This is a genomic window from Thalassotalea sp. ND16A, from assembly GCF_000764205.1.
Taxonomy (GTDB): Bacteria; Pseudomonadota; Gammaproteobacteria; order Enterobacterales; family Alteromonadaceae; genus Thalassotalea_A.
Genome location: NZ_JQDZ01000022.1, coordinates 85,434 through 109,651, shown reverse-complemented (window position 1 = coordinate 109,651; position 24,218 = coordinate 85,434). Strand labels below are relative to the sequence as shown.

At 41.4% G+C, this 24,218-nt stretch carries 11 protein-coding genes; all 11 read right to left on the bottom strand.

Going from position 1 to position 24,218, the window contains the following annotated elements:
* Positions 1–134: 134 nt before the first annotated feature.
* The 11 genes from ND16A_RS0118810 to ND16A_RS14620 all read right to left on the bottom strand — a co-directional run bounded on the left by ND16A_RS0118810 (position 135) and on the right by ND16A_RS14620 (position 24,145).
* On the bottom strand, positions 135–1,808 hold the full coding sequence (locus ND16A_RS0118810; protein ID WP_052072875.1) for an alpha-L-fucosidase: 1,674 nt from the start codon (positions 1,806–1,808) through the stop codon (positions 135–137).
* Positions 1,809–1,937: 129 nt separating this feature from the next.
* The gene (locus tag ND16A_RS14575) at positions 1,938–2,972 is read right to left on the bottom strand and encodes a LacI family DNA-binding transcriptional regulator (protein ID WP_033076504.1); all 1,035 of its coding nucleotides are present in this window, start codon (positions 2,970–2,972) and stop codon (positions 1,938–1,940) included.
* A 160-nt stretch (positions 2,973–3,132) separates the two neighbouring features.
* Positions 3,133–5,529, bottom strand: a complete 2,397-nt coding sequence (locus tag ND16A_RS14580) for a LamG-like jellyroll fold domain-containing protein (protein WP_033076503.1) — start codon at positions 5,527–5,529, stop codon at positions 3,133–3,135.
* A gap of 512 nt (positions 5,530–6,041) precedes the next feature.
* Complete coding sequence (locus ND16A_RS14585; RefSeq protein ID WP_033076502.1) at positions 6,042–6,956, bottom strand: glycoside hydrolase family 16 protein; 915 nt, start codon at positions 6,954–6,956, stop codon at positions 6,042–6,044.
* 263 nt (positions 6,957–7,219) lie between these two features.
* Positions 7,220–8,881, bottom strand: coding sequence for a glycosyl hydrolase family 18 protein (locus ND16A_RS14590; RefSeq protein ID WP_160173483.1), 1,662 nt, complete (start codon positions 8,879–8,881; stop codon positions 7,220–7,222).
* A gap of 137 nt (positions 8,882–9,018) precedes the next feature.
* Positions 9,019–10,674, bottom strand: coding sequence for a sulfatase family protein (locus tag ND16A_RS14595; RefSeq protein WP_052072874.1), 1,656 nt, complete (start codon positions 10,672–10,674; stop codon positions 9,019–9,021).
* Positions 10,675–10,818: 144 nt separating this feature from the next.
* Positions 10,819–12,870, bottom strand: coding sequence for a beta-N-acetylhexosaminidase (locus tag ND16A_RS14600; protein WP_033076500.1), 2,052 nt, complete (start codon positions 12,868–12,870; stop codon positions 10,819–10,821).
* A gap of 59 nt (positions 12,871–12,929) precedes the next feature.
* The gene (locus ND16A_RS14605) at positions 12,930–14,336 is read right to left on the bottom strand and encodes a sulfatase (RefSeq protein ID WP_033076499.1); all 1,407 of its coding nucleotides are present in this window, start codon (positions 14,334–14,336) and stop codon (positions 12,930–12,932) included.
* 107 nt (positions 14,337–14,443) lie between these two features.
* Positions 14,444–17,656 (bottom strand): glycoside hydrolase family 2 TIM barrel-domain containing protein, encoded by a 3,213-nt coding sequence (locus ND16A_RS14610; RefSeq protein WP_052072873.1) that lies wholly within the window; start codon positions 17,654–17,656, stop codon positions 14,444–14,446.
* Between the two features lie 162 nt (positions 17,657–17,818).
* Entirely contained in the window at positions 17,819–20,560 is a 2,742-nt protein-coding gene (locus ND16A_RS14615; RefSeq protein WP_033076498.1) for a TonB-dependent receptor, read from the bottom strand.
* Between the two features lie 594 nt (positions 20,561–21,154).
* Positions 21,155–24,145 carry a TonB-dependent receptor gene (locus ND16A_RS14620; protein ID WP_160173482.1) on the bottom strand — a complete coding sequence of 997 codons (2,991 nt, stop codon included), beginning with the start codon at positions 24,143–24,145 and terminating at the stop codon, positions 21,155–21,157.
* Positions 24,146–24,218 lie beyond the last annotated feature (73 nt).

Genomic DNA, 24,218 nt, shown 5'->3' with positions numbered 1-24,218 from the left:
ATTACGGTTTTAAATTGGTAAGTCATCGATTAGTGTCTTTTTATTTACGCAGATTTTTAGTCCTCCGCTTTCCCGGAAGTAGCTGACGCTTAATGGTTAAAAAAATTACTTTATGCATGCTGTTATTGCTGATCTTATAACGCGCCACTAATTTCAAATACGGCCGTATATTGATTCGGGCGCTTTTGAGGAACGGTAAGTTCCAGACTATGGTTAGTTTGGTTGAAACTGATTTTCTCATTGCTACCAATGAGCCTGACAGAATTAATTAATTTAGTTTTATCGCTGTTAGCCAGTCCCAGTGCCGGAATATTAATCGTGGCTTTAGCTGGATTAAGCACAAACATAAATAAACGATCCCCTTTTTGAGTGAAACGAACTTCATCTATGCCGTAAGCTGGGCTTTTCACCGTTCTTTCATTGAAGTTATTACTTTTGTGTTTCTTCTGCTGTGCGGCGAGATCGGTTTCGTCGGCATTTATGGTATTAGCTTTTTTTCTGGAACTTAGGTTGTCACCATACACTTCCCATGGTTCGCTGGTATAAATTGCCGCTGCATTAAGTTTGAGCCATTGACCGAATTCGTCGAACATCGCCTTTTGTTCTGGTGGAATGGTACCATCGGGGAGGAGTTCAACATTGAGCAGCAGGTTACCATTCTTGCTGATCACATCTGAGAGCACTTCCACCAGTGTTCTAACATTGTGTCTGTAGCTCCCCTCTTCCTTGTAGAACCAGGTTTTTGGCGTGGTGATACTCTGCCACGGATTGGCTTGAATTTCATGAGCTACACCACGTTCGATATCACTGATGGTAGCGCGTTCATTGTTGTATTTGCCGATAATAACGCTAGTGAATTTACCGTTTTTTTTCAGGTCATTGTTATACAGTGCCGCCCCGACTTGTTTACCATAGCCGGAATAGGGAAAGCCATGACCATCAAACCAAAGCATGTCAATGTCGTACTTAGTAACCAGCTCTGTGTGGCGATGCAGCCAATTTGTCTTAATTTTCTCAAGATATTCGTCCGTTCTCTCCGCTGGTGGCAAACCGTAGAGGTCGGCAGGGTCTAGCCCTTGCCACCACTTGCCCTTGCCGTCTTCCTTGGTCATGTAACCATCGTACGGAATGCCCTTTTTCGGGCCGCTTTTATCAGCGCCAAAGGCCGGTTTGAGCCAATGAAGAAAACGATCGTCGTGGGAGCTGACGCCGAATGGCAGTTGAACCTTCTTGGAGGATTTAGAAAATTCGCCGATGATATCGCGCTTAGGGCCGACATTGACCGAGTTCCACGGATGATGCGATGAATCCCAGTTGTCGAAGTGATCATGGTGGTTAGCGAGGGCAACAAAGTATTTGGCACCGACGCCCTTGAAATATGTGAGCAAAGCATCAGTATCGAGTTTGTCCGCTTTCCATTCGTTCAGGACATCTTTGTAGCCTTTTTCAGAGGGGTGCCCGTAGGTTTCATTATGATAACGGTAGGCATTTTCACCCCACTTTTCGCGACCAACATCTTGCTGGTAAAGATGTCGAGCATACCAACCGCCACCTTGTTCAGGCTGAGTTTGGCCACCCCAGTGAACCCAGATTCCAAATTTCGCCTCGCCAAACCAGGCGGGCCGCTGATACTTGGCGCTTACTTCATCCCAGCTTAAGTCTTTGGCATTTTCTACAACGGTTGTTGTTTTGTTGAAGATTTTATCGCCTTGAATGTTAGGCAAGTACCCCTGTAATGCAATACCTAGTGTTGTTGCCAACGCTAGCCGGTGTAAGACTGAACAGGGTGATTTTTGTCTATTTTTCATTTGTCTCTCTTTTCATTTTATTCTTCATGTTAAGCAGCTACTGCTGGTTTAACCTCAAATTCGCTTGCAACACCTAACCATCCTGGAGCAGATGAGGAAAAAATAACCTGTATAATCATGCCTACTCAGTTAGGCAACTGACTCAGCAGCACCCGTTGAATCACGGATCACCAAATGAGGACTGAATAAATTGGCCACAGATGACGCCGTGCTAATACTGCGCTGACGCAGTAGGTCAAAGAGCATTGCTGCAGCATATTGCGAAATCTGCTTGTTGGGCTGGTGTGCTGTGGTCAATTGTGGCCAACTTTGCCGAGAGAAAGGACTGTCTTCAAAACCAACGATCGACAGTTGCTTAGGTATATCGATATTCATCTGCCTAGCTGCAAACAATGCACCCGCGGCGATTTCATCGTTACAAGCAAAAATAGCCGTGGGTTTTGATGGCAGTGCCATTAATTTTTTAGCCCCTTCTGCCCCAGACTCAAAGGTGTAGCTGCCGGACAAGATCAATGACTCGTCGCTGTTGATGCCATGGTGTGCAAGCGCCGCTTGAAAGCCCTTTAACCGCTCTGTGCTGGAACCATGCTTAATATCTCCCTCTAAAAACCCTATACTTTGATGGCCTAACGATAGCAACAGCTTAGTAATTTGATAAGCGGCCTGATGATCATCCACCAGCACACAACCAGGCACGACGTTATTTGTCGCTGAGCCGGAAATGATCCGCACATAATGTACATCGAGTTCATTCAGCGTATCGAGTATTGTTGGCATCTCTGACAAAGGCGGCGTCAGGATCAATCCGTCCACTCGGGATTGACCTACCATGGTGACAATATCTTCACAAATAGTGGGGGAATTAGCATCACAAGGTGAGATTAACAACTCGTAACCACGACTCCGACAAGCGGACAAAATGCCATCTTGCATGTCACATATATAATACGCGTTGGGGTTATCATACAAAAAGCCAATAGTATGTGATTTTGCCCCTGCTAGATTGCGTGCTGCGACACTCGGTTGATAGTTAAGTTGTTCAATCGCAGCTAAGACCCTTTCACGAGTTTCTTCCTTAACATAGCTTTCATTATTCAATACCCTGGACACGGTTTTAATGCATACTTGAGCATGGTGGGCAACTTCTTTAATGGTAACGTTCATATATTCTCCGCAAAATGCCGGTCACCGCACTTTATAAGCTCTTATTTGAGCTTATCGAACTCAAAAACCATAGCCACGATAGCTGACTAATGGAGTGAAATAGGATAAACCATGCCCCCTTCAGGAAGGCGGCATGGTTAAGTGCGTTTAAGTTGAGTAGTTAATTGGTAAACGGAATTTGAATATTGGCATTTATTTCTGCGTTAACCGCTTTGAGTAGACAAAGTGGGTGGTCGTAGTCGACATCTAATGCGGTATCCCAGTACATAATACCCCCTAAACCCTGCTCATTAGCATAAGCGGCTTTTGCAGAGATGGTATCCTTACCATTGAATACCATTGTTGTCGGTACATCGTATTGCCATGTGCCACCACAAACAGGACCGGTTCTTATGTTTTTATACAAAATTTCTTCATCACTAGAAGGGGACAAATTCGGGTATTCAGCCACTATTTTACTGTAACCATCAATAGCAATTCCTCTAGGGTCGCTGACCGCATAAAAAGGTACTCCGGCGATAATTTTTTCTTTCGGGTAGCCGTAGTTTATGAATTGCTGGATATCATCAACATATTTTTCATAGGTGAAGATTAATGGATCTGGTCCATAAGATTGAATTGAGATAAAGTCCACGTTATCAACCACAGTTAAAGGTAATTGATACGAAATAGGGTGTAAGGTAATGCTTAAGGTTTCATCGGCAGCCAATACACTGTCTAACTCGGCAACGGTACTCGCATAATTAGTATTACAGGTAGTGTTGCTATAGCACCACTCAAAGTCTAAATCAACACCATCAAAGCCGACTTGATCGACAAGCTGTTTTACGTTGCTAGCAAAATTTTGACGAGCGGTGTCACTGGCAATCATGGTTTTCCATTCAGTACCGAGGAAACCCATAACACCCACACGGTGCTCTACCCCTTCATAACCGGCAAATACTTGGTTAATTGCATCGAACACATTTACCCAGGTTTCTGAATCTTTACCGGGCTGCTGGCTATCTTCAAACTCCCAACGCGCCGATAATTGATTATTAGGCCAGCCTAAGCTGTTAACGCCATTGTTCATATGGTTGATGACATTGCCAGGGCTAATGTTAACTCGATAAACTAGCGCTTCATCCATTTTGCCATCAAAGTTCACCCCCAATTCTAAGTCATCCTGAATATAAGGTGCTTTTGTTGGTAACAGTTTTTCGGCATTGTGATACCACAAATCTTGCGCGACACCATCGATATAAATCTGGGCTTGGTTTTCAGCACATTCATTACCATTATATGACACGGCTATATGGTGCCATTGGCCTACGGTTAAATCAGCAGCATTAACAGCAACGTAATTGTTTGCACCGTTTGCAACATGGAAATACAGTGTTTTTGAGGCGGCTGAACCTAGCTGAAGGTCGATTCTATTTTGCCAATCCTGAGTTTTTTGGAAGATAAAGCTGTTTTCTTGCCATGAGTCAAGATAAACCCAGCTAACAAAAGCAAAGTTATTATCACCACCCGCACCATTTACCATTAAATCCTTGCCGGCATTCATTTTGGCACCGCTACCGTTAAAGTCCGCTATGCCGGTGCGACCAGCAAAACTACTTAAGTGAGTCGTATCTACTAGCGTGCCGTCACTGATAGGGGTGTCGAAAAACAAATCGCCATTTGCTTTTACACTAGTAATCATATTAATGATGTCATTATTATTTCTTAAATAATCATCTTCAATCACGCCGGTTTTATAGAGGTGAGGTCTGATATAAGCACTAACAACCTTGTAGCTGAACTTATTATTGTCAGTCACTATATTGCGGGTCACCCCTGTTGCTATGGTACCGTGATTAGTGCCTTTATAATCTTGAACTGTAGTGCTGTTACTATGTTGATCCATGCGCCAGTAGTTGGTTAACGAAGCATATAAAGGGTGCTGAGGGTTTATGGTATTATCTGAGGTAATATCAGCGTCGCTGAGTTTTTTTTCCCAGATTTTTAACTCATCAATTTGTCCGTCAAAATTCTTACCTATTTTAAAAGGAGAAGCGGTGGCAGGGCTACTTGTGGCTACCGTTCCCTGGCCATTGCGGTACCAAGGGTTCATTGTAGCACCATCGATAGTAATGGTAATTTGGTTATTTGCAGATAAAGCGCCATTATAAGCCATAGTGACATGATGCCATTGGCCAACAGTTAACGGGGCATTGTTCAGCGCTGCATATTCATTAGTGCCGTTAGCAATGTGAAAATATACCCGTTTGTTGCTTTCGGTACCGAGCTGAATATCTACCCGGTTATGTGTATCTAAGGCATTAGAAATCACTAGGCTATTTTCCGCCCAGCTGTCCATTTTCAGCCAAAAATCGATAGTGAACTCAGTTTTATTTTCAAGCGCGCTGACCGTATTGAAGTTAATGGTAGCGTTGTTTCCTGGGAAATCTACGGCATAGTTTTTAAGTAATCCCTGAGCATTGACACAGACAGGTAATACCATGGCTGCAGTTGCATATTTCATCCAGTGTTTTAAGCTATTTTTTATAATTGATGGGCTTTCTTTCTGATTCATATTGCGGATCCCCAAATTTTGGCTGAACTATTTTAAAGTTTTTATAGTTTAGAGCTCCCCTTGAAGACTACTATTGCTCAATACACGTAAGTGCATGTAGAACACGATATAGCTCTCTTGCGAAACTCACTATTTTTATAGCAGGCCAGAAAAAAACTAATCAGAATTTTATTCTAGATAAGTTTTACTTTTAACCTGCCTTTTAATAAGACGGATGTGAGATATAAATCTACTAGTCGGAGGAGTTATTAATTTTAATTTTAATTTTATTTAGACTGATAATGTTTATCAGTTTAATCATTCTCTGCTGATTTTCAGAAATTAGAAACGTAGCCTGTCATTATTCCTTGGCTACCTCAGCCCAAGATTTCAAAATTTAAAACAGTGCTTTGCATGTTGTTCGCTTTTAGGAGAGATCAATTCAAAACCATTTCAGGTGTGAGCCAGTAGCGAGTGTTAGTCACAAGGGGAAGCAAACGATTCTTGATAGCGATTCACTTGAATAGATCTCATTAATGACCTTTTTCAGGGGCAAGCTGCTGATAAACCCGGACATAATCTACCAGGTATTCCTGCGGCAGCATGGCATCATTTATCTTACCGCCCCACCCCCCGCCTATGGCCAGGTTGATTAGTAGGTAATGGGGTTTATTAAAAGCATCGTTGACGGTTTGTGTGGTATCTACTGTGTGAAAGTGTTCACCATCAAAGAAGAATTTAATTTTGTCTTCATACCATTCGGCGGTGTAAGTATGAAAATCATTCACTGGTGGCTTATCGAAAGAAATATTGCCCGCTTGTTTATCATGCTTACTGGTTTCCCAGTTTGCATAGTGGATATTGCTATGGATTTTATTCGGGCTGTTGCCAACAAACTCCATGATGTCGATCTCACCACAGAGGGGCCAGGGGACTGTGCCTGTCTTGCTTTCACCAAATGGCGGTTTTCGATTTTCGCCTAAGGTCCAAATCGCCGGCCACATACCACTACCCTCAGGTAATTTGGCACGTACTTCAACTTTGCCATAAGTCCAACTGGCTTTGCCTAGGGTGGTGATGCTAGCTGCTGTGTACTGTGCCTGTTTGCGGTTAGCTCTCCAGTCTTCACTATCAGCTTGATAACGCACGTTAGGGAATGTTTCTTTACGTGCTTCAATCACCAGCGTGCCATTTTCAACACGGGCATTCTCTGTTCGATTAACGGTATAGTACTGAGCTTCTTTGTTACGGATAAAACCTTGCTCATAACCCCACTTGTTTGGATCGGGAAGCCCCTGATAATTAAATTCATCAGACCAAACCAACTGCCAACCATCCTTATCGGCTGAAATATTGACATTATTATGGGTCGCATTATTATCGCTCGCAATAGCTGAACATGACAACAAGCATGATAGTAACAGCAAGCGGGTAATTATTTTCTTCATTCAATATCTCCTAGAGTCTCCCTGTGCAATTTGCACAGGGAATATTATTGGTAAAGGCTGTTTTTTTATCATGTTCATTGCGTGAGTTCTCCCTTGCCATTACCCCATTCACTGCGAGTAAAGGTGTTTGGCCCCCAATGAATAAAGCTGAAAATTCGCGGCGGTGATAGTCAAGCTGCTGTTTTGTCGGCACGACATGAGCAGCCTTTTCAATAATTTCATCAAAAGAACCGGGGGTTGAAAGACGGTGATAATTCTTGTTTTCAATTGGTATTAAATGGAGTGTTTCCCGGGATCACTTCATTTATGGCTTTGAGTAGGCTGGTCGGGTTTTTATAGTCAGTATCAGTGCCAAGTGACCAAATCATCACGCCTCTGAGCTTGTTATCTAAAACGTATTGAGATTTTTTGATCAGCGTAGTTTGTCCGTTGTAGGTGAAGTTGGTTTTGCCTAGCTTTGGGTGAACCATACTGATCTGGTCAACAAGGGGATCGATTTCCCGATGTTGTTTGAACAGCTCTTGATAACCAAGGGTGACGAACTTATTGTTAAGCTTTTCACCATCAGTTTTTACCGCATAAAAGGGCACCCCCATGACTAATTTTTCAGCCGGAAATCCATATTCAAGCATGCTTGAGACATTGTCGGTAAACTCTTTATAAGGAAACCGAACAGGTCTTGGTCCGTAAGCCTGAATAGAAACAAAGTCCAGTGCCTTGATCGCACTCTTATCAATTTTGTAAAAAATAGGGTGAAGTGATGCGCTCACGATGAGCTGCTCGGGTAATATATCAGTCACTGTTTTAATGGTTTTGCTATAATCGTCCCAACAGGCAACATCATTGTTTTCGCACCACTCAAAATCAAATTCAACACCATCAATGTTATTTTCAAGCAAGACACGCTTTAGGTTGTTGGCAAAATTTACTCTGGCAGCTTGATTACTGATCATTTCTCGCCACTGACCTTTACCTACACCTAAACGCACGGCTTTTTGACCATGGCCTTTAATAAAATATTTAATGGTTGCGATATCAGCCTTCCAGCTTTGATAATCAAGTACAAAGCGAGAAGATGGTTTTATTTTCCAATACGCCTTTAATTTAGTTTCATCCCAGGTATCAACAAAAATTTCCTGCTTCATGTTTTTAGCTATTTGCCAAGGTGATCTGACGCTGTGCCACAGTCTTATCTCGTCTAATTTCCCGTCAAAATTTTCACCTATGACAAAAAGATTGCTCATAGCAGGAACCGAAGTTGGCGGCTGAAGGGTGTCATCAATAATGGTTTGTTTTGAAATATATTTACTATTAACGTAAATTTTGACTTGCTCAGCTATAGGTTTATTTGCGTCGTAGCTGAGCGCGAGATGTTGCCATTTCCTCGTTTTAAATGAAGATGTTGATAGCGTCAGTGACTTATTACCGTTAACTACTTGAAATAATAAGTTTTGCTTATCTTTGGAGCCAAGTTGCAGGGATACTTTATGGGAATCATCGTTGCTTTTGTTAAAAATAAAGGCATTTTCTTGCCAATCACTGATATAAATCCATGTTTCAAAGCTAAATTGCTTTACCCCTTTACCTGGCCCATTTAATAATAAATCTTTACCCGCGGTTAATTTGGCACCATCACCGTTGAATTGTAAAATACCGTCTTTATGTTTTCTGAATCTTTTTAGTAATTTAACATTGCTTGCTACGGCGGTATTGTCAGGGTATTCAAAATATAAGTCGCCATTGGCAAACGGCTCCGCCTTAAAATAGATTAGGTCATTAACATTTTGCAGGTGAAGGTTATCAATCTTCCCCGCTTGCAGAAATGCCCCGCGTAAATAGCCACTTAATATCGGCTCCGCTTTAATTACCTGAGCTAGCATGAGTAATGAGCTTGCTATGATTAAAATTGTTGTTTTAAGCTTCATATTGTCTACCCTAAATTTATTTACTTTATCTACCGGCATCATTTATGAAACCGAAACACGTCTCGTCCCTGCCGCTAGTCGATAAGGACGTTGACTTGTTTAGGTTTACTCGATGCTATTTGTCAGTGCTGGGTTTGTTAACCCTTGATGACATTGTAGTTAATACGTAACTGCCTTAATTGCTGGTGTAAGTCTTGCTGAATAGCACGATATTGAGCCTTGCCGTACAAGTTATTCATTTCACTCGGATCGTTGACGATGTCATACATTTCATAATGGTCGACACCGACATCTTTAAAGTGAATAAGTTTGTGGGTTTTAGTGCGAACACCTTGGTGTTTTGCCACTTTATGCTCTCTTTCAATACCTTCATAGTAGTGGTAATAAAGGCTATCGCGTTCAAGTTCCGTTGCATCACCCACTAGGCGATCTTTTAAAGAAACACCTTGTATATCGGCTGGAATATCAATGCCGGCAAAATCTAAAAAAGTTGGTGCGTAATCGATATTCTGTACTAAATCCGTTACAGCTTGTCCTGCTTTAATACCGTTCGGGTAGCGGATAACTAACGGTGTTCTCATGGTTTCTTCATACATGAAGCGTTTATCAAACCAGCCATGCTCGCCGATAAAGAAGCCTTGATCTGAGGTGTATACCACTATGGTATTTTCGGCTAAACCATTTTCGTCAAGGTAGTCAAGGATACGACCAATATCATTATCCATAGACTTAATTGAGCTCAGATAATCATGCATGTAGCGACGGTATTTCCACTCGAGTAATGCTTTTGCATCACCTTTAACTGCTTGGTATTCCTTATTTGACTCATTGTAATATGCGTCCCACTTTACTTTTTGCTCCGCTGTCATGCGGTTATACAAGCGTTGCCAATGGGCATACAAACCATTTCTTACATCAGGTAATTCATCTTGATAGTCTTGTTCTCGAAGTTTTAAATCGTATGACAGGTACATGTCGTTGATTTCTAATTCTTGCAATGCCGCGGCTGGGCGGTTGGTGTAATCATCGTAAAAATTAGCGGGCACCTTCAAATTTGAGGTATCGACCAACCCTAAATCATCAACGTCTGGCATCCAGTTACGGTGAGGAGCCTTATGGTTATAGATCATCACAAAGGGTTTTGATGTATCTCTTTTTTCAAGGAAATTTAGCGCCAAATCACCAGTTTTTCTCGTCGCATAAGCGCCATGGTAAGTATTTTCCAAGACCGTTTTAGGCTGTTTGGTATGTGAGTCAATCACCTCTTTTTTTACGGTTAATTCTGATGGCGTATTGGTAATAAATTCTGGAGAATAATAATGCCCCTGGCCGCGTAGAACCTCCCAATAATCAAAGCCCTCGGGATCAGATGCCAAGTGCCACTTACCGACGATCGCCGTTTGATAGCCCGCCTGTTGCAGGTATTTAGGATAAGTCGCTTGGCTACCGTCAAAATAACTCGAATTGTCGGTAAAGCCGTTAATGTGACTGTGTTTGCCGGTTAACATTATGGCTCTTGATGGCCCACAAATAGAGTTTGCGACAAAAGAGTTGTTAAAAATAACGCCCTCGTTGGCGATGCGGTCGATGCTTGGCGTGTCGATGATTTTACTACCGTAAGCACTGATTGCTCGTTCTGAGTGATCATCGGACATAATAAATATTATGTTGGGCTTAGCTGTTTTGACCGACGTCTGTTCAATCGTTTTATTTTCACTGTCTGACATACAAGCAGTTAATATAGTCAATGGTAATGCCAGCGCTACCATTTTGCATTGGTTTAATTTAAGCATGATATTATTCTCTTATTAACAAGCTAACTCATTAGCTATTAGTAATGTACAACTTAGTGGCTCAAAGCTGATTAACAATAACTGTTAACCAAACCAGCAATAGCTAAAGATTGAAAATAGTTATTGCTGTTGATCACCGTTTTACTACTTTATCGAATCATAAATAACGGCTTTATGAAGCACACCCTGGAAGCTTTCTGGGCGAAGAGAGCCTAAGGTTCTTAATGGCAAGACCATTTGTTTCGCTATCGCCTGAACAAACTGACCATCAACGTAAAGTGAGGTTTTTTCTTGTTCACCAACGAGCTTGATGGTCACCTTTTGATTCATAGGTACCAGGTAATCAAAAACTAAAACTTCTGGACGATAAGATTGCAATGGTTCATAACCAGGGGCTTGGTGAGCTCTGACTAAAGCCAAACCTCGCTTGGTGATTTCCGGCATTTTTTCAGTCTTTAAAAATGCGCTATAGTTAGTTGCGGCAAATGTATGCTCAAGATCGATATACAAAGTGGCTAGATCTGAAGACAATAAGGTATCGTTGCCAGCGGTTTCTGACTGACGAGTTAGGGTAAATTCTGCAGTCCATGGATATTCAAGATCAGGATTTGCAGATGTTGTGTCTAACGGTTGATGACTATTAGCAATAAAGTGTTTATCAACACCTTGGTGCGCCCATACAACGTGGTCATCCATGCTATTGGTTTGTCGACTCAATAGGGTAATATCGGCAGTTTTTGACTGTTTCAAAGCGCGAAGGCTAAAATCAGCGTGATTTTTTGAGGCTTTATTGCCCCAAACGTTTTCGGCCATTACCTGCAAACTTGGCCAAGTTAAACGGGCAATTTCATTCCAGGTATAGCCGGTTGGACCTGCGTCATTCCAGACATGCAGCTTGGCACCTAACAAACCTGGACTTGCTTGGGACAACACTGAGTGTTTTTTAGCATCTTCAGGTATCCAGTGGAAAACCCGAGGATTCCAAGTCTCGTAAAGAAAGTCATCATCAACACCATAATATACCATGCCGGGCACGATATAAGTGTGTTGGCCAGTTGAGTTGACAAAGCGATAGCCTGCATTTGATTTATTCTGTGCATCAGTGGTTTCCCACATATCAATGATAATAGATTTGTCCGGCTCTGTGGTACCAGGCAAGTGCTCATAACCGGACCAAATACGCACAGTTTTTTGATGAGTCGTCGTTATATAGTCATTCATTTCATTGATGTAACGACGGAACAACTCACCATACTCTGCTTTACGCTTTTTGTCTTTGATCAACTTATAACGATATTCATCGGTGCCAATGTGGAAATATTGATTATCAAAATGAGGAATAACTTCATCAAAAATACGTTTCATAAACTCAACCGCTTCTGGCTTGGCCAAATCAAGGTAAGCCAAACCAAACCCATTTCGGTTCATTTCTTTTTGCGCTAAATCGGGACGAATAGTGGTAAATGCAAGGGCGTGACCGGGAGAATCAATTTCAGGGACTATTTCTACCCCCTGAGTCTTAGCAAAGTCTTGCAATTGACGAATTTCTTTCCAGGTGTAAAAGCCGTCTTTTGAACTCAATCCAGGTATTGCACTTTCTAAACGGTAACCGGAATAGTTGCCCCAGCTATTGTCATTGAGGTGTAAATGCAATTCGTTCATTTTGTTCCAGGCGAGCATGCGAACCCAGTCTTTCAATTGCTCAAAAGGGATAAATTTACGGCCGACGTCAAGGAGTATTGAACGCACTTGATACTTAGGCGCATCTATAATTTTTCCTTGTGGCAAGGTCATTGACTCAGGCCCTTCAAGCATTTGCAACAAGGTTCTGGTTGCGTAGAAAGCGCCCTGATAGTGTGAGGCTCTGATGGTGACACTATCGCTGATGTCAATTTCGTAAGCCTCTTTGGCTAAACTTGCTTTGATAACAAAGTTGAAACTTGCGTCAGCCGATGAAAATAAATTCAACAGCGCTGATGAACTTTGCGCGGTAAAATTTTTATTGGTCCGTTGTTGCAGCTCCATGGCAAACAGCTCAGCCAATGACTGAAATTCACCAACGGCGTCAATTTTCTGATTGGTTAATAACAGCTTGCTGTCGGCTGAAAGCCATTGTTGTGGCGCTGGCACTACGGGTAGCTGCGCCGCTATGCTGACCTGACAAAAACAGGCCAAAATGATAAATAAATATTTCATAAATATTGTGTGTCCCATTAAAAATTAGCGCCCCATCCATCAGGGCTGGTTTACTTTTCTTACGTTTTAGGCGTTTTTGGCGTTGTTTGCTCAAGCCACTTAGCTAATAAACTTGCCAGCTGTTTAACTTTTTTCGGATTTTGCTCGGCAAGATCTTTTTGTTCCCCTACATCATTAGTGAGATTATAAAGTTCAAACGGATTTCCAACTTTGAATTTAATAAGCTTCCAGCCATCTTTACTAATGGCAGATGACGGTTTGTGGCCAGAGCCGTGTTCATGTGGATAGGTCCAGGCCAAGAAACGCTGTTTAAGCTTTGCCGCTGCTTTTTTACCTGTGAGCAAAGTTTTAATCGACATACCGTCAAGATGCTGTTTTGGTTTCAGCTCAATACCGGCAAGATCTAGCAAGGTTGGGTACATATCCATAGTAATAATTGGCAAATCGGAGCTTAGCTTTTTGATTTGACCTGGCCATGAGATGATGGTTGGAATGCGAATTCCACCTTCATAATTAAAGCCTTTACCATTATTAAGCGGTTGATTACTGGTTTTTTTCCCATGTCCACCATTGTCAGAAGTAAAAACCACTATGGTATTATCGGTAAGATTAAGCTCATCAAGACGCTTAATGACTCGGCCAATATTTGTATCTAGGTTTTCCATCATGGCCGCATAAGCCGGAAGATCCTGACGGGCACGATAATAAGTGTTATTACGGCCTTGGTTGTAAGGGGTTCTTGAGTCTTGGTAAAGGTCTTTTCTTTTTTTCTGGTATTTCTTAATTAAATCTGCGGGTGCCTGAATCGGGGTATGAACGGCATAATGAGAAACATACAACAGGAACGGCTGCTTTTGGTTTTTTTCAATAAAACCTAGCGCGTTATCGGTAACAGCATCAGTCAGATAATCACCTACTTTACCGTCTTCAAGATCCGGAATGTTTAAAAATTCCGCCTTGCCAAAACCGCCTTTAGGCTTTTTATAAGGATAAAAATAGGAGCCAGGCTGGCCACCACGGTTTACGGCTTTCATCCAATCAAAACCCTGGCTTTTTGGCATTTGCTGGTCTTTCTCACCAATGTGCCACTTGCCAATATAACCGGTTTTATAACCTGCTTGTTGAAACGCTTCACCTATGGTGACTTCTGCAAGCGGTAAATGTAGTTCTGAGGGTTGATGGATCCAATCGGTAATACCAACACGTTGCGGCGCTTTACCACTCATCATAGCAGCGCGTGACGGTGAACAAACAGGATGAGCAGAATAAGCGCGGGTGAAATTTGCGCCTTGGTTAGCAAGGGCATCAATATTGGGGGTTTCATAAAAGGTTGAACCATTAACCCCAACATCGGCCCAGCCGAGATCGTCAATAAAAAAGACGACAACATTCGGTTGTTGCTCTGTTGCAAAAACCACATAAGGGAGTTGCAAACACCATAGGATAAAAAGGGATTTTAACTTCATTTTTAATCACCTGAAAACAATATTATTTAATAGTAAAACAGCTTGAGTCCTTGAATCATCATCCGTGACATTCAAGGACTACACATCATGTAAACTTCAACGCAAGGCTAAGGTTTAAAAAATGGCTTGATGGTAAAGCTATAGTCGTAAGACTGCTCTTTAAGCATATAACTATAAAACGCCGTCGTTCTCCATGAGGTATCTCCCCCTAAGCCCATTTGGCCATAATCAATATTTAGTGACACCATATTTCTAGGTTTGATATCAGTGGTATGGGTATTGGCCGTTAATGCATCTTTACGGTAACCCGATAAGTTGCCTGGTGATTCAAAGTCTTCCATGCGGTTATGCAGCGCTGAAAAACTAAAGGTCGATGCCCCGTTGATTTCTAGGCCATAGCCCTGTTGATCTTTTAACACTAACTGACGAACATCAGTTCGATAGCCGTTTTCCTGCGGACGAATATAGGGTTCGTATAACTCAGTTACCGTGCTTTGATAAGCCCCGACAAAAGCGGCACTTTTTCTATCGGCATAATTCTCAAAGGGTCCGCGACCAAACCAGTCGACATTTTCCAGATCACCTGCAAGTTCAATATTAAGACCAACACGCGGTACTACCGGTAAATCATGTTGTCTCTCGAAGTGACTAGCCACCTCAATAGCACCATCGCCGGCGACGCTATACTTGGCAAGATAAGTCGCCACAACCTGGTTTTTATCATCTAAATGCTCAAATTTGGCTGAGATAAGTACATGTTGAGCATCTTGGCGTTCAACAACAAAGTCTGCCAAGCGTCTATTTTTATTTGCCTGACGCCATACTTTACCCCACTTATGATATTTAGCGCCGTAATCATTATCGGTGAGCGCGCGCCATAAATTGGGTTTTAACGGCGCACTAACAAACTCTTTATCTTTAAGTTGCAATGAACTTAATAAACCACTGGTTTTATCAAACGTAACGTTAAAACCTTGCGCATTAGCTAATTTAACTTCTTCATTTGTTTGCGTTAATGAAAGCTTAGGCAGTGATGATGATTTTTTGCTGTTAGCAGCAACATCCATCACAGGTAATTTAAACTGTTCGGCGGCAATAATATGACCCGCTGCAAGTACCTGATCTGCGGTTTTAGTGACAAGCTCCACGGTTAAGAAGTATTCAACCCCTGCTGCCGCTTTAGGACGAGGATAATTAAGTTGCAATTCACCACTTAACTCTGGTGCAAGCGGCATATTAGTACGGCCACTGCTTACCACTTTACCGTTGGCTTCAATTTTCCACTTGAGAGCAAACTGGCTTAAATCGGTAAAAGAAAATTGGTTTTTAACCGACAGGCGACCCGCTAATAAATCAATCGGAGTAAATTCAACGTGTTGATAAACTTTCTTTACTTCATTGAGCGCGGTATGCGGCGTGCGATCAGGATACACTAGGCCGTTGATGCAAAAAATACCCGCCGATGGCGTGCCCTCAGGACCATAGTCGCCGCCGTAGCTCCAATATTTTTCACCGCTCGGTGATTGTTTCACTAAGCCTTGATCTACCCAATCCCAAATAAAGGCTCCTTGTAAAATTTCATACTTATTAATAATATCCCAGTACTCTTTGAGGTTACCTACGCTATTACCCATAGCATGGGCGTATTCCACCAGAATGTAAGGTCGGTCATTATGGGTTTGCGCATACTTTTCTAAATCCCACATGCGGTCATACATGCCACTTTTGATATCAGCATGACGTTCTTTGGCATTGGTTAGCTTACCTTCGCGTTCATATAATACCGGCCTTGTTGGATCATCATTTTTGATGTGTTTATAGGCACTTAAAAAGTTATGACCGTCACCGGCTTCGTTACCCATAGACCAGATAATGACAGAGGGATGATTACGATCCCTTGCCACCATACGAGAAACCCTATCGACATGATGCGCTTCCCATTCAGGTTTATCCGCTAGGGTTACATCAGGGTTATAGCCTATGCCGTGTGATTCCAAGTTTGCTTCATCGATGACGTACAGGCCATAACGGTCAGTCAACTGGTATAATTTTTCTTGATGCGGGTAGTGAGATAATCTCACCGCATTCATATTATTTTGCTTCATCAAGATAAGATCTTGCTTGATGGTCTCTTCATCTACAACATGGCCATTTTCTTGATGATGTTCATGTAAGTTAACACCTTTTAAGGTGATTATTTTACCGTTAACTAACATGCGGCCATTGACGATTTCTACCTTTCTAAAACCGATATTCTGACTGGTGGCTTGCAGCACTTGCCCACCGGCAGTGCTCAAGACAGTGTTAAGTTGATATAAATGGGGAAATTCTGCCGACCACTGCTTTGGGCTATCAACCAATTGTTTGAATGCAACCTTGTTGGTTGAGTTAGCGGCAATCGTTTTTGTATCTTGTACTACTAAGGTTTCGCCATCAAATAACTGATAGGATATCGCTAGGTTAGCATCAGTCTTGGGCGCTGTATCCAAGTCGACACTGAGGTTTAAAACACCGTTAACATAGTCGGCGTCCAAGTCAGCATTAACATGAATATCTTCGATGTAATTCTGTGGTGTCATGTATAAGTACACATCGCGCTGAATGCCACTTAAACGCCAAAAGTCCTGTGCCTCCAGGTAATGGGCATCACTCCAGCGACGCACACGAACACTTAATGAGTTTTCGCCAGTAACTAAATACTTGCTAAGATCAAATTCTGACGGGGTCTTACTGCCTTCGCTATAGCCAACTTCTTCACCATTAACCCAAACAGTCATTGCGCCGGCCACTGCGCCAAAATGAACAACAACGCGATTATTTTGCCAGTCGTCAGGTAAGGTAAATGATTTGCGGTAATGACCTACGGCGTTATCTTTGGTTGGTATAAACGGCGGCTCTTTAGCAAAAATATACTCTTCATTTAGATAAATTGGGAAGCCATAACCTTCAAGTTCCCAATTTGATGGCACCTTGATGTTGTCCCATTGTGATACGTCGGCTGTTTTTTGGTAAAATTTATCTTCAACAGCAGGGGTATCGGCTAACCATTTGAATTTCCAGTCACCATTAAGGGAAATAAAGTTAGGCGCATTGTTTTTATCGCCGTTAACCGCTAATGTTTGTGTTGGGTAAGGGAAAAAATCACTTCGGGGTGGCTCATTATTGAGTCTGATTATTTGCGGATCTTGCCAGCGGGGTAAATTTTTAGCCCCTGCATTTTGTTGCTCAACATCCTGAGCAACATCACTACAAGCAGTTAAGCCAGCCATGCCAACCATGCCAGCACATACCATAGTGATATTTCGTAGTAACAATTTCATTTTTCAACCTACAACTGATCTTAATTATTTGGCTCTATTGAGCCCGTATTGTGCACCTTGTTTATATAAAACCCTGATAGGTATAACCATAGAGCTTCATTTTAAACATTGAAAAGGGCCTGAGCTAGCTCAGGCCCCTTGATGTGCTCGATGGACTAAAGTTTAGAACTTAAAGTCAATACCGGCAGAAATAACTCGACCTGTAGTAGACGTTTGGAAAGGTCTAGCTTCGGTACCAATGTAACGATACCTTTCAGTATCTAATAGGTTATTTCCAGAAATAAATGCAGTTAAGTGGTCGGTTATACGATAGCTTACTTTAGACGTTAAGAATCCACTGCCTTCTCTAAAGCGGGGCACTCCTCGGTCAATTTGTTCAAAGAAGTCACTACGGTAGTTGTAGGCAAGACGTGCATTCCACTTGTCTTTACTATAAAACACTACCGCATTGAATGTATCTTCTGACAAACCAGCTAGTGGTAACTCATCTTCTGTAACCGGATCTTTAACACTTGAGCTACTATCTGCATAGGTATAGTTGAATTGCACGCCTAAGCCATTATCAAAGTTATGTAAAAATGCGAATTCAAGGCCTTTAATAGTACCACCCTCACCATTTACTGGTTGAGTGATAGTATAAATTCGACCATCATTGTAAACATCAACAGGTCGCTCTTCATTGAAAATAAATGATTGAACATCAAAATAGAATGCAGCTAAACTTACAGAGGATGCATCACCGTAATACACTTCATAAGACAGATCTAATTTGTCTGCTTTGAATGGGTCTAAATCGGCATTCCCTGACTGACCTTTATAGTCATAGTTTGCAAAGAACTCCGCAACTTGAGCATCGGTCATTTCAGCACGCTGATCTTCAGGAATTACTGGGATAGGTGCATTTAATGTTCTTGCAAGGTCAGTATAGCCTGGACGACTCATTACACGAGAAAGTGCGACACGCAAAACGGTATCATTCTGAAAATCAAAATTAACATTTGCGCTTGGTAATACCTCTGTAGAACTACCGGTTGAACGATAATCATAGTTACCGGCTAATTCATCTTCAAGAGAAGTTGATTTTGAGAACTGTTTAGTAACAGTTTTACTATCAACGACACGTACACCAAAGTTACCACGGATACCAACACCATTATATTCAGTGGCATAATTAGCTTGAGCATAAGCCGCTGTTAATTCTTCTTCAATATCAAACCCTTTACCGCGGTGCCAAGGTCTAACAACGAATTCAGTATTTTGCTCAGGTGAAGTGGCCCAGTCGGCAATAGCATTGATATCGGGTAAAATGTAGCTGTTCGTTGTTTGGTTTGTAAAGCTACTTAAATAATCACTTGGCGTTAATCCAATTTGATCTTCAGATAATATCTGTGAAAGTGGTAGTCTTTGGTCTCCACGCGTTTTAGTTACTTTACCGGTTTGTACTTTTTCTTGGCTCATTTCTTGATATTTAGCGCCAAATTCTACCGATTCAATAAAGTCACCACCGATAAAGAACTCCATGTCAACAGCAACATAGTCTTGCTCTTGTTCATCAGCAATATATCGATTCGTAATAGCATTGTAGAGTAAGCTGTCAGAGCTTGTTAAATCTAAATCATGATATTGTGCATAACCTACACCATCGTCAATACCTACCGTTAAGTCAGTATGGTTATGTGCACTAAGTGCATTTTCATTCCTTTCATGAGTTGCTTTCGTCGTTCCAACCGTTGCCGTTATTTCAAAATTATCAGAAGTATAACTAATTGATAAATCGGTTCCTTTGGTTTCTAATTCTGCTTCACGGCTGATGCCACCTAGGTGTGCTTCTCTTTTCCATGGGTCTTTTGGATTATCGAAGAAATCAAGACGAGTTGCCGTATTGATCGAGTCATCTATAACGACTCCCGATAAAGCATTTCTCGGATGATCGGTTACGAAAAGAGAATGTTGATAAGATAATAAGTTATAGTTGGTATTGTCACCATCCGTTTTACTAAGGATAGAGTTTAACGTAATATCCAATTCATCGGTTGGGCGCCACTGGAATGTTACCATACCGGTGTTACGCTCACGTTCTTGCTGAAACAGAGCCGAGCCAATATTACGAGGATAAAGAGTATCTTCGCCTACCTGTTCACCATTAACAAATATATCATTTTTAATATAACCTAGTACCTCAACCGCATCACGACGTAGGTCGGTTGTTTGATGGTCAAGTGTAACCAACATACCGAAGGTTTCATCTTTATTTTTCCAGTTGCCAAGTATTGATCCTTTAGGGTTGGTTTTGTCTGATAAGTCATTATAAACACCTGAAATAGAGCCAGCAATTAGGTTGTTCTTTTCCTCTAATGGCTTTCTGGTCTGAACATTGATGGTACCACCCACGCCGCCATCGGGCAGCTTTGCTTCTGGAGATTTGTACACTTCAAGACGTTTAACTATGACAGAAGGTAATAAGCTGTAGTTAAAGCCACGGTTTAAAGTATTTTCTAACTGAAAAGAACTACTTGCCATTGTTTGACCATTAACCAAAGTAAGGTTCATACCTGGTGCAAAACCACGCACGCTAACACCTTGGCCTTCACCAAAACCACGGGTAATTGAAACGCCAGGAACTCGCTGCAATGATTCAGCAACATTGTTATCAGGGAAGCTGCCAATATCTTCTGCACTAATAGCATCTAAGATATTATTAGCACCTCGTTTGGTAAGTAGAGCATCCGACAAGCTGCCCTTAATACCAGTAACAGTGATGCGTTCAATCTCTTCATCTTGCTTGTTAACTTTTTTAATTTCTTTTTTTGCATCATTGTTAACTTCAGCCGCCATAAGAGCGGGTGTAGCTAAAACAGCACTGATAGCCAGTACCAGTTTTGAAATTTTTGTATTTAGAATCATTTATATTCCCCTAACTGTTTCTCATTAAATCTCTCAATCCATTCAACAGAATTGAGTATTAGTTATATTTAATCACTCACATGACAGCGCTGTCTTTATAAACAAAACCATCACACCATCCAAAACTGTCATTGTTTTGTTTCATCCTTGGTTTGGGTTTGATTAAAAGAAATTTTTTGCGGTCCTTTAATAGGACGGGTGTGTGATACAAATCTACTAGTCAGAGAACTGATTAATTTTAATTTAATTTAACTTCAGCTTGAATATGCTTGTCACCTCAATCATTGCGTAGTTATTTTAGACATTAAAAACAAACACTTACAGGTGACATTGACGTTAATAACGCTATTGACAATATTTTAAAAAAAATATGCATGTCAACTAAATGCTAAGTCAGAAAAATTAAAGCGGGGGGCATTGAAAGTGATCATTAACAGTTAATGCCATTGTTGAGGACTGGTACAAGGCATGATTAATTTTCATTTATTAGCAAATTCATCGCTAACATCAGGGGGATTTTGGCAGTCACTACCGAAAGGGCAATTTGTCAGCTATCTAATCTCAGCGAGGTAATAAACAAGCGCTGGTTTATCGTTAAAACTGAAAATCCACACCCGCGGAAACAATACGTCCTGTATTTGATGTTTGAAAAGGTCTCGCTTGCACACCTATGTAGCGGTATTTTACCGTATCTGATAAATTTTGACCTTGAATAAACACTGTCACATTGTTATTGAGACGATAACTGAGTTTGGCACTCAAATAGCCAGCGCTATCGGTAAAACGTGGAAATTCTCTTTCTATCTGCTCAAAGTAGTCACTACGGTGATTATACGCTAGTCGAGCGTTCCAGGCATCTTTACTATAAAAAAGTACCGCATTAAGGGTATTTTTAGACAGGCCTGCTAATGGCAAGAAATCACCTGTACTAGGGTCAACCTCGGTACTTTCGCTCTCAACATAGGTGTAATTTAATTTAACACCTAAACCATCAAACGGAGCGGGTAAACTAGCAAAGTTGTGAAGCAATGCAAATTCAGCGCCTTTTATATGACCACCATCAGCATTGTATGGCCTCGTAATATCCCATAATTGCCCATCATCATAGACATCAACTGCCGCTACTCTTTTAGCAACAAAAGAATGAATATCATAATAAAAAACAGCTAAACTTACCGATGAGGCATCACTGTAGTATAACTCTGTCGAGATATCGAGTTTATCTGCCAAAAATGGCTCTAAATCAGCATTGCCTGATTGACCTTGAAAGATAGGTTCCTCTGATAAGACTAATTGACTAGCAAGGTCGGTATAAGTTGGTCGGCTCAGTACCCTTGCAGCGGCTAAGCGAAGAATTATGTCATTGTCGAAATCAAAAGCAACATTGGCACTCGGCAGAAAATTAGTCGATTCACCTTCGCCATGATAGTCATATAAACCTGCTGCCGCATCGATTTGAGAGACCAAATTAGAGAAGTTTAAGGTATCCGTTTTAGCGTGAGCCGCTCTTAAGCCAACGTTACCTCGAATGACAATATCATTGATTTCACGATAGTAATTTGCCTGAACATACAAGGCAGTCAATTTTTCTTTAATTTTATATGGCCAACTAACGAAGATATCGTCCCTTAAATCAAAATCATTATTTTGCACATAATTGATGACGGTATCATTATTAGGAATAACATAGTTATTAATGGCATTATTCGAGATATCATTAAGATAGTCATCGGGCGTTAGACTCACATTATCTCCAACAATATCAGACATGGTCAGTGCTCTTTGCTCTGCTGTTAAAAATCCTTGAGTACGGAGCCGATTTCGTTGCTGAGACATGTCTTGATACTTAGCACCAAACATCACTGAAGTGATAAAATCACCGTGAGTTTGATACTCAAAATCAAGCTGAGCAAACTGCTGCTTTTGAACATTACTAATATCATTTTGTACGAAATTATTCAGGGTGAAATTGTCCGGATTAACGGTATCAATGTCACCATAGTCGGTATAGCCAATGCCATCGGTAATATTGGTGGTAAAATCTCCATTGGTTGCAAACGCTGTAAATGTTGCAAAACCAGAGCCACCCGTTGCTTTAGTATGCCCGATTTGAGCCTTTATATCCCAAGCGCCTTTATGCCAAGCAATGGCTAAGTCGGTAGCTTTTGTGGTTAATTTACTCTGTCGACTTATCGTACCGATACTAAGCTCTCTTCTAAACGCGGGGTCGGTATCAAGCCAGTTAATGACTGTTGCGGTATTTATTGCCTCATCAATGGTTACCGCCGAGACGGCATTTTGCGGATGGTTAAAGGTCTTTAGCGAATGTTGAAGTGACAATAAATTGTTATTGGTATTATCACCGTCCATCCGACTATCGATAGCGTTTAAGGTAACATCCCAATGGTTATTTGGACGCCACTGTAAGGTAACCATGATGGTGTTACGTATTCGTTCTTGTTGGAAAAGCGCTGAACCAATATTACGAGGATAAAGAATATCTTCCCCGACAAGCTCGCCATCGATATAAAAATCGTTTTGAATATAACCCAAAACTTCTACGGCATCGCGACGAAGCTTTCGCTGTTGATAATCACCTGAAAATAATACCCCGAAAGTCTCTTCGTCGTTCTTCCAACTGCCCATTAGAAACACTTTAGGGTCTTTACTGGAAGTCAAATCGTTGTAGCTTGATGAAATTGAGCCGGCAACCATGGCTTTTTTCTGTGCTAACGGTTTTCTGGTATGTACATTCACTGTGCCGCCGATACCACCTTCCGCCAATCGTGCTTCAGGAGATTTGAATACGTCGATACGTTGAACAAGCTCGGCCGGTAACAAACTAAAGTTGAAACCTCGGGTCATGCTCGTCTCTAGTTCAAAGGCGCTACTTGCTAATTGCTGCCCGTTAACCATGGTTAAATTCAGGCCCGGTGAAAAACCTCGAATACTGACAAACTCACCTTCGCCAAAAGCTCTGGTAATAGACACACCAGGAACGCGCTGTATTGACTCAGCAATATTATTATCAGGGAAACTGCCAATACCTTCAGCACTGATACTATCTAAGACACTGTCTGCTGCTCTTTTTGTTAATAGCGCTTTGGACAAGCCATCTTTAATGCCATAAATCTCTATTTTCTCAATACTTTCAATCTCTTTAGTTTGCTTTGCTGCTACGACAATATTTTCGGTTTTATCTTCAGAGTCTTGTGCAGGAGAAAATATCAGCGCAATTATGGACTCTAAAAGTGATTTTTCTTTTTGTCGTTTAGGCGTTATTAAGAAAACTTTTTTATCGGATAGCTCACCTTCAAGACCACTCTTTCTCAAAATTATGGTAAGGGCCTGTTGAGCCGTATACAGGCCTTTTACCGGGCTGCCCATTTTGTTTTCAACGAGGTCGTAAGGAAATAACAAGGATATTTCACTCAGATCAGAAAGTTGATTGAGAGATTGACTTAAAGGCTGAGCGGGAATATTAAATTCATATAGTACCTCTGCCGTTTTGTCGTCAATGGCTTCAACACGATTAATGACCAAGCAAAAGCTCAACAAACAGAGGACAATAAACGTCTTATTCAAACAAAACTTATGCTCTGAAAATTTTTTATGTTTGACCCGCCTTTTAATAAGGCGGGTGTATAATAGAATGTTA

What these genes read in the sequence shown, in the direction of transcription:
- ND16A_RS14580 (WP_033076503.1), bottom strand. Translation starts at nt 5,529, where the DNA reads ATGAATCAGAAAGAAAGCCCATCAATTATAAAAAATAGCTTAAAACAC.
- ND16A_RS14610 (WP_052072873.1), bottom strand. Translation starts at nt 17,656, where the DNA reads ATGAAATTGTTACTACGAAATATCACTATGGTATGTGCTGGCATGGTT.
- ND16A_RS14605 (WP_033076499.1), bottom strand. Translation starts at nt 14,336, where the DNA reads ATGAAGTTAAAATCCCTTTTTATCCTATGGTGTTTGCAACTCCCTTAT.
- ND16A_RS14595 (WP_052072874.1), bottom strand. Translation starts at nt 10,674, where the DNA reads ATGCTTAAATTAAACCAATGCAAAATGGTAGCGCTGGCATTACCATTG.
- ND16A_RS14590 (WP_160173483.1), bottom strand. Translation starts at nt 8,881, where the DNA reads ATGAAGCTTAAAACAACAATTTTAATCATAGCAAGCTCATTACTCATG.
- ND16A_RS14575 (WP_033076504.1), bottom strand. Translation starts at nt 2,972, where the DNA reads ATGAACGTTACCATTAAAGAAGTTGCCCACCATGCTCAAGTATGCATT.
- ND16A_RS14615 (WP_033076498.1), bottom strand. Translation starts at nt 20,560, where the DNA reads ATGATTCTAAATACAAAAATTTCAAAACTGGTACTGGCTATCAGTGCT.
- ND16A_RS0118810 (WP_052072875.1), bottom strand. Translation starts at nt 1,808, where the DNA reads ATGAAAAATAGACAAAAATCACCCTGTTCAGTCTTACACCGGCTAGCG.
- ND16A_RS14585 (WP_033076502.1), bottom strand. Translation starts at nt 6,956, where the DNA reads ATGAAGAAAATAATTACCCGCTTGCTGTTACTATCATGCTTGTTGTCA.
- ND16A_RS14600 (WP_033076500.1), bottom strand. Translation starts at nt 12,870, where the DNA reads ATGAAATATTTATTTATCATTTTGGCCTGTTTTTGTCAGGTCAGCATA.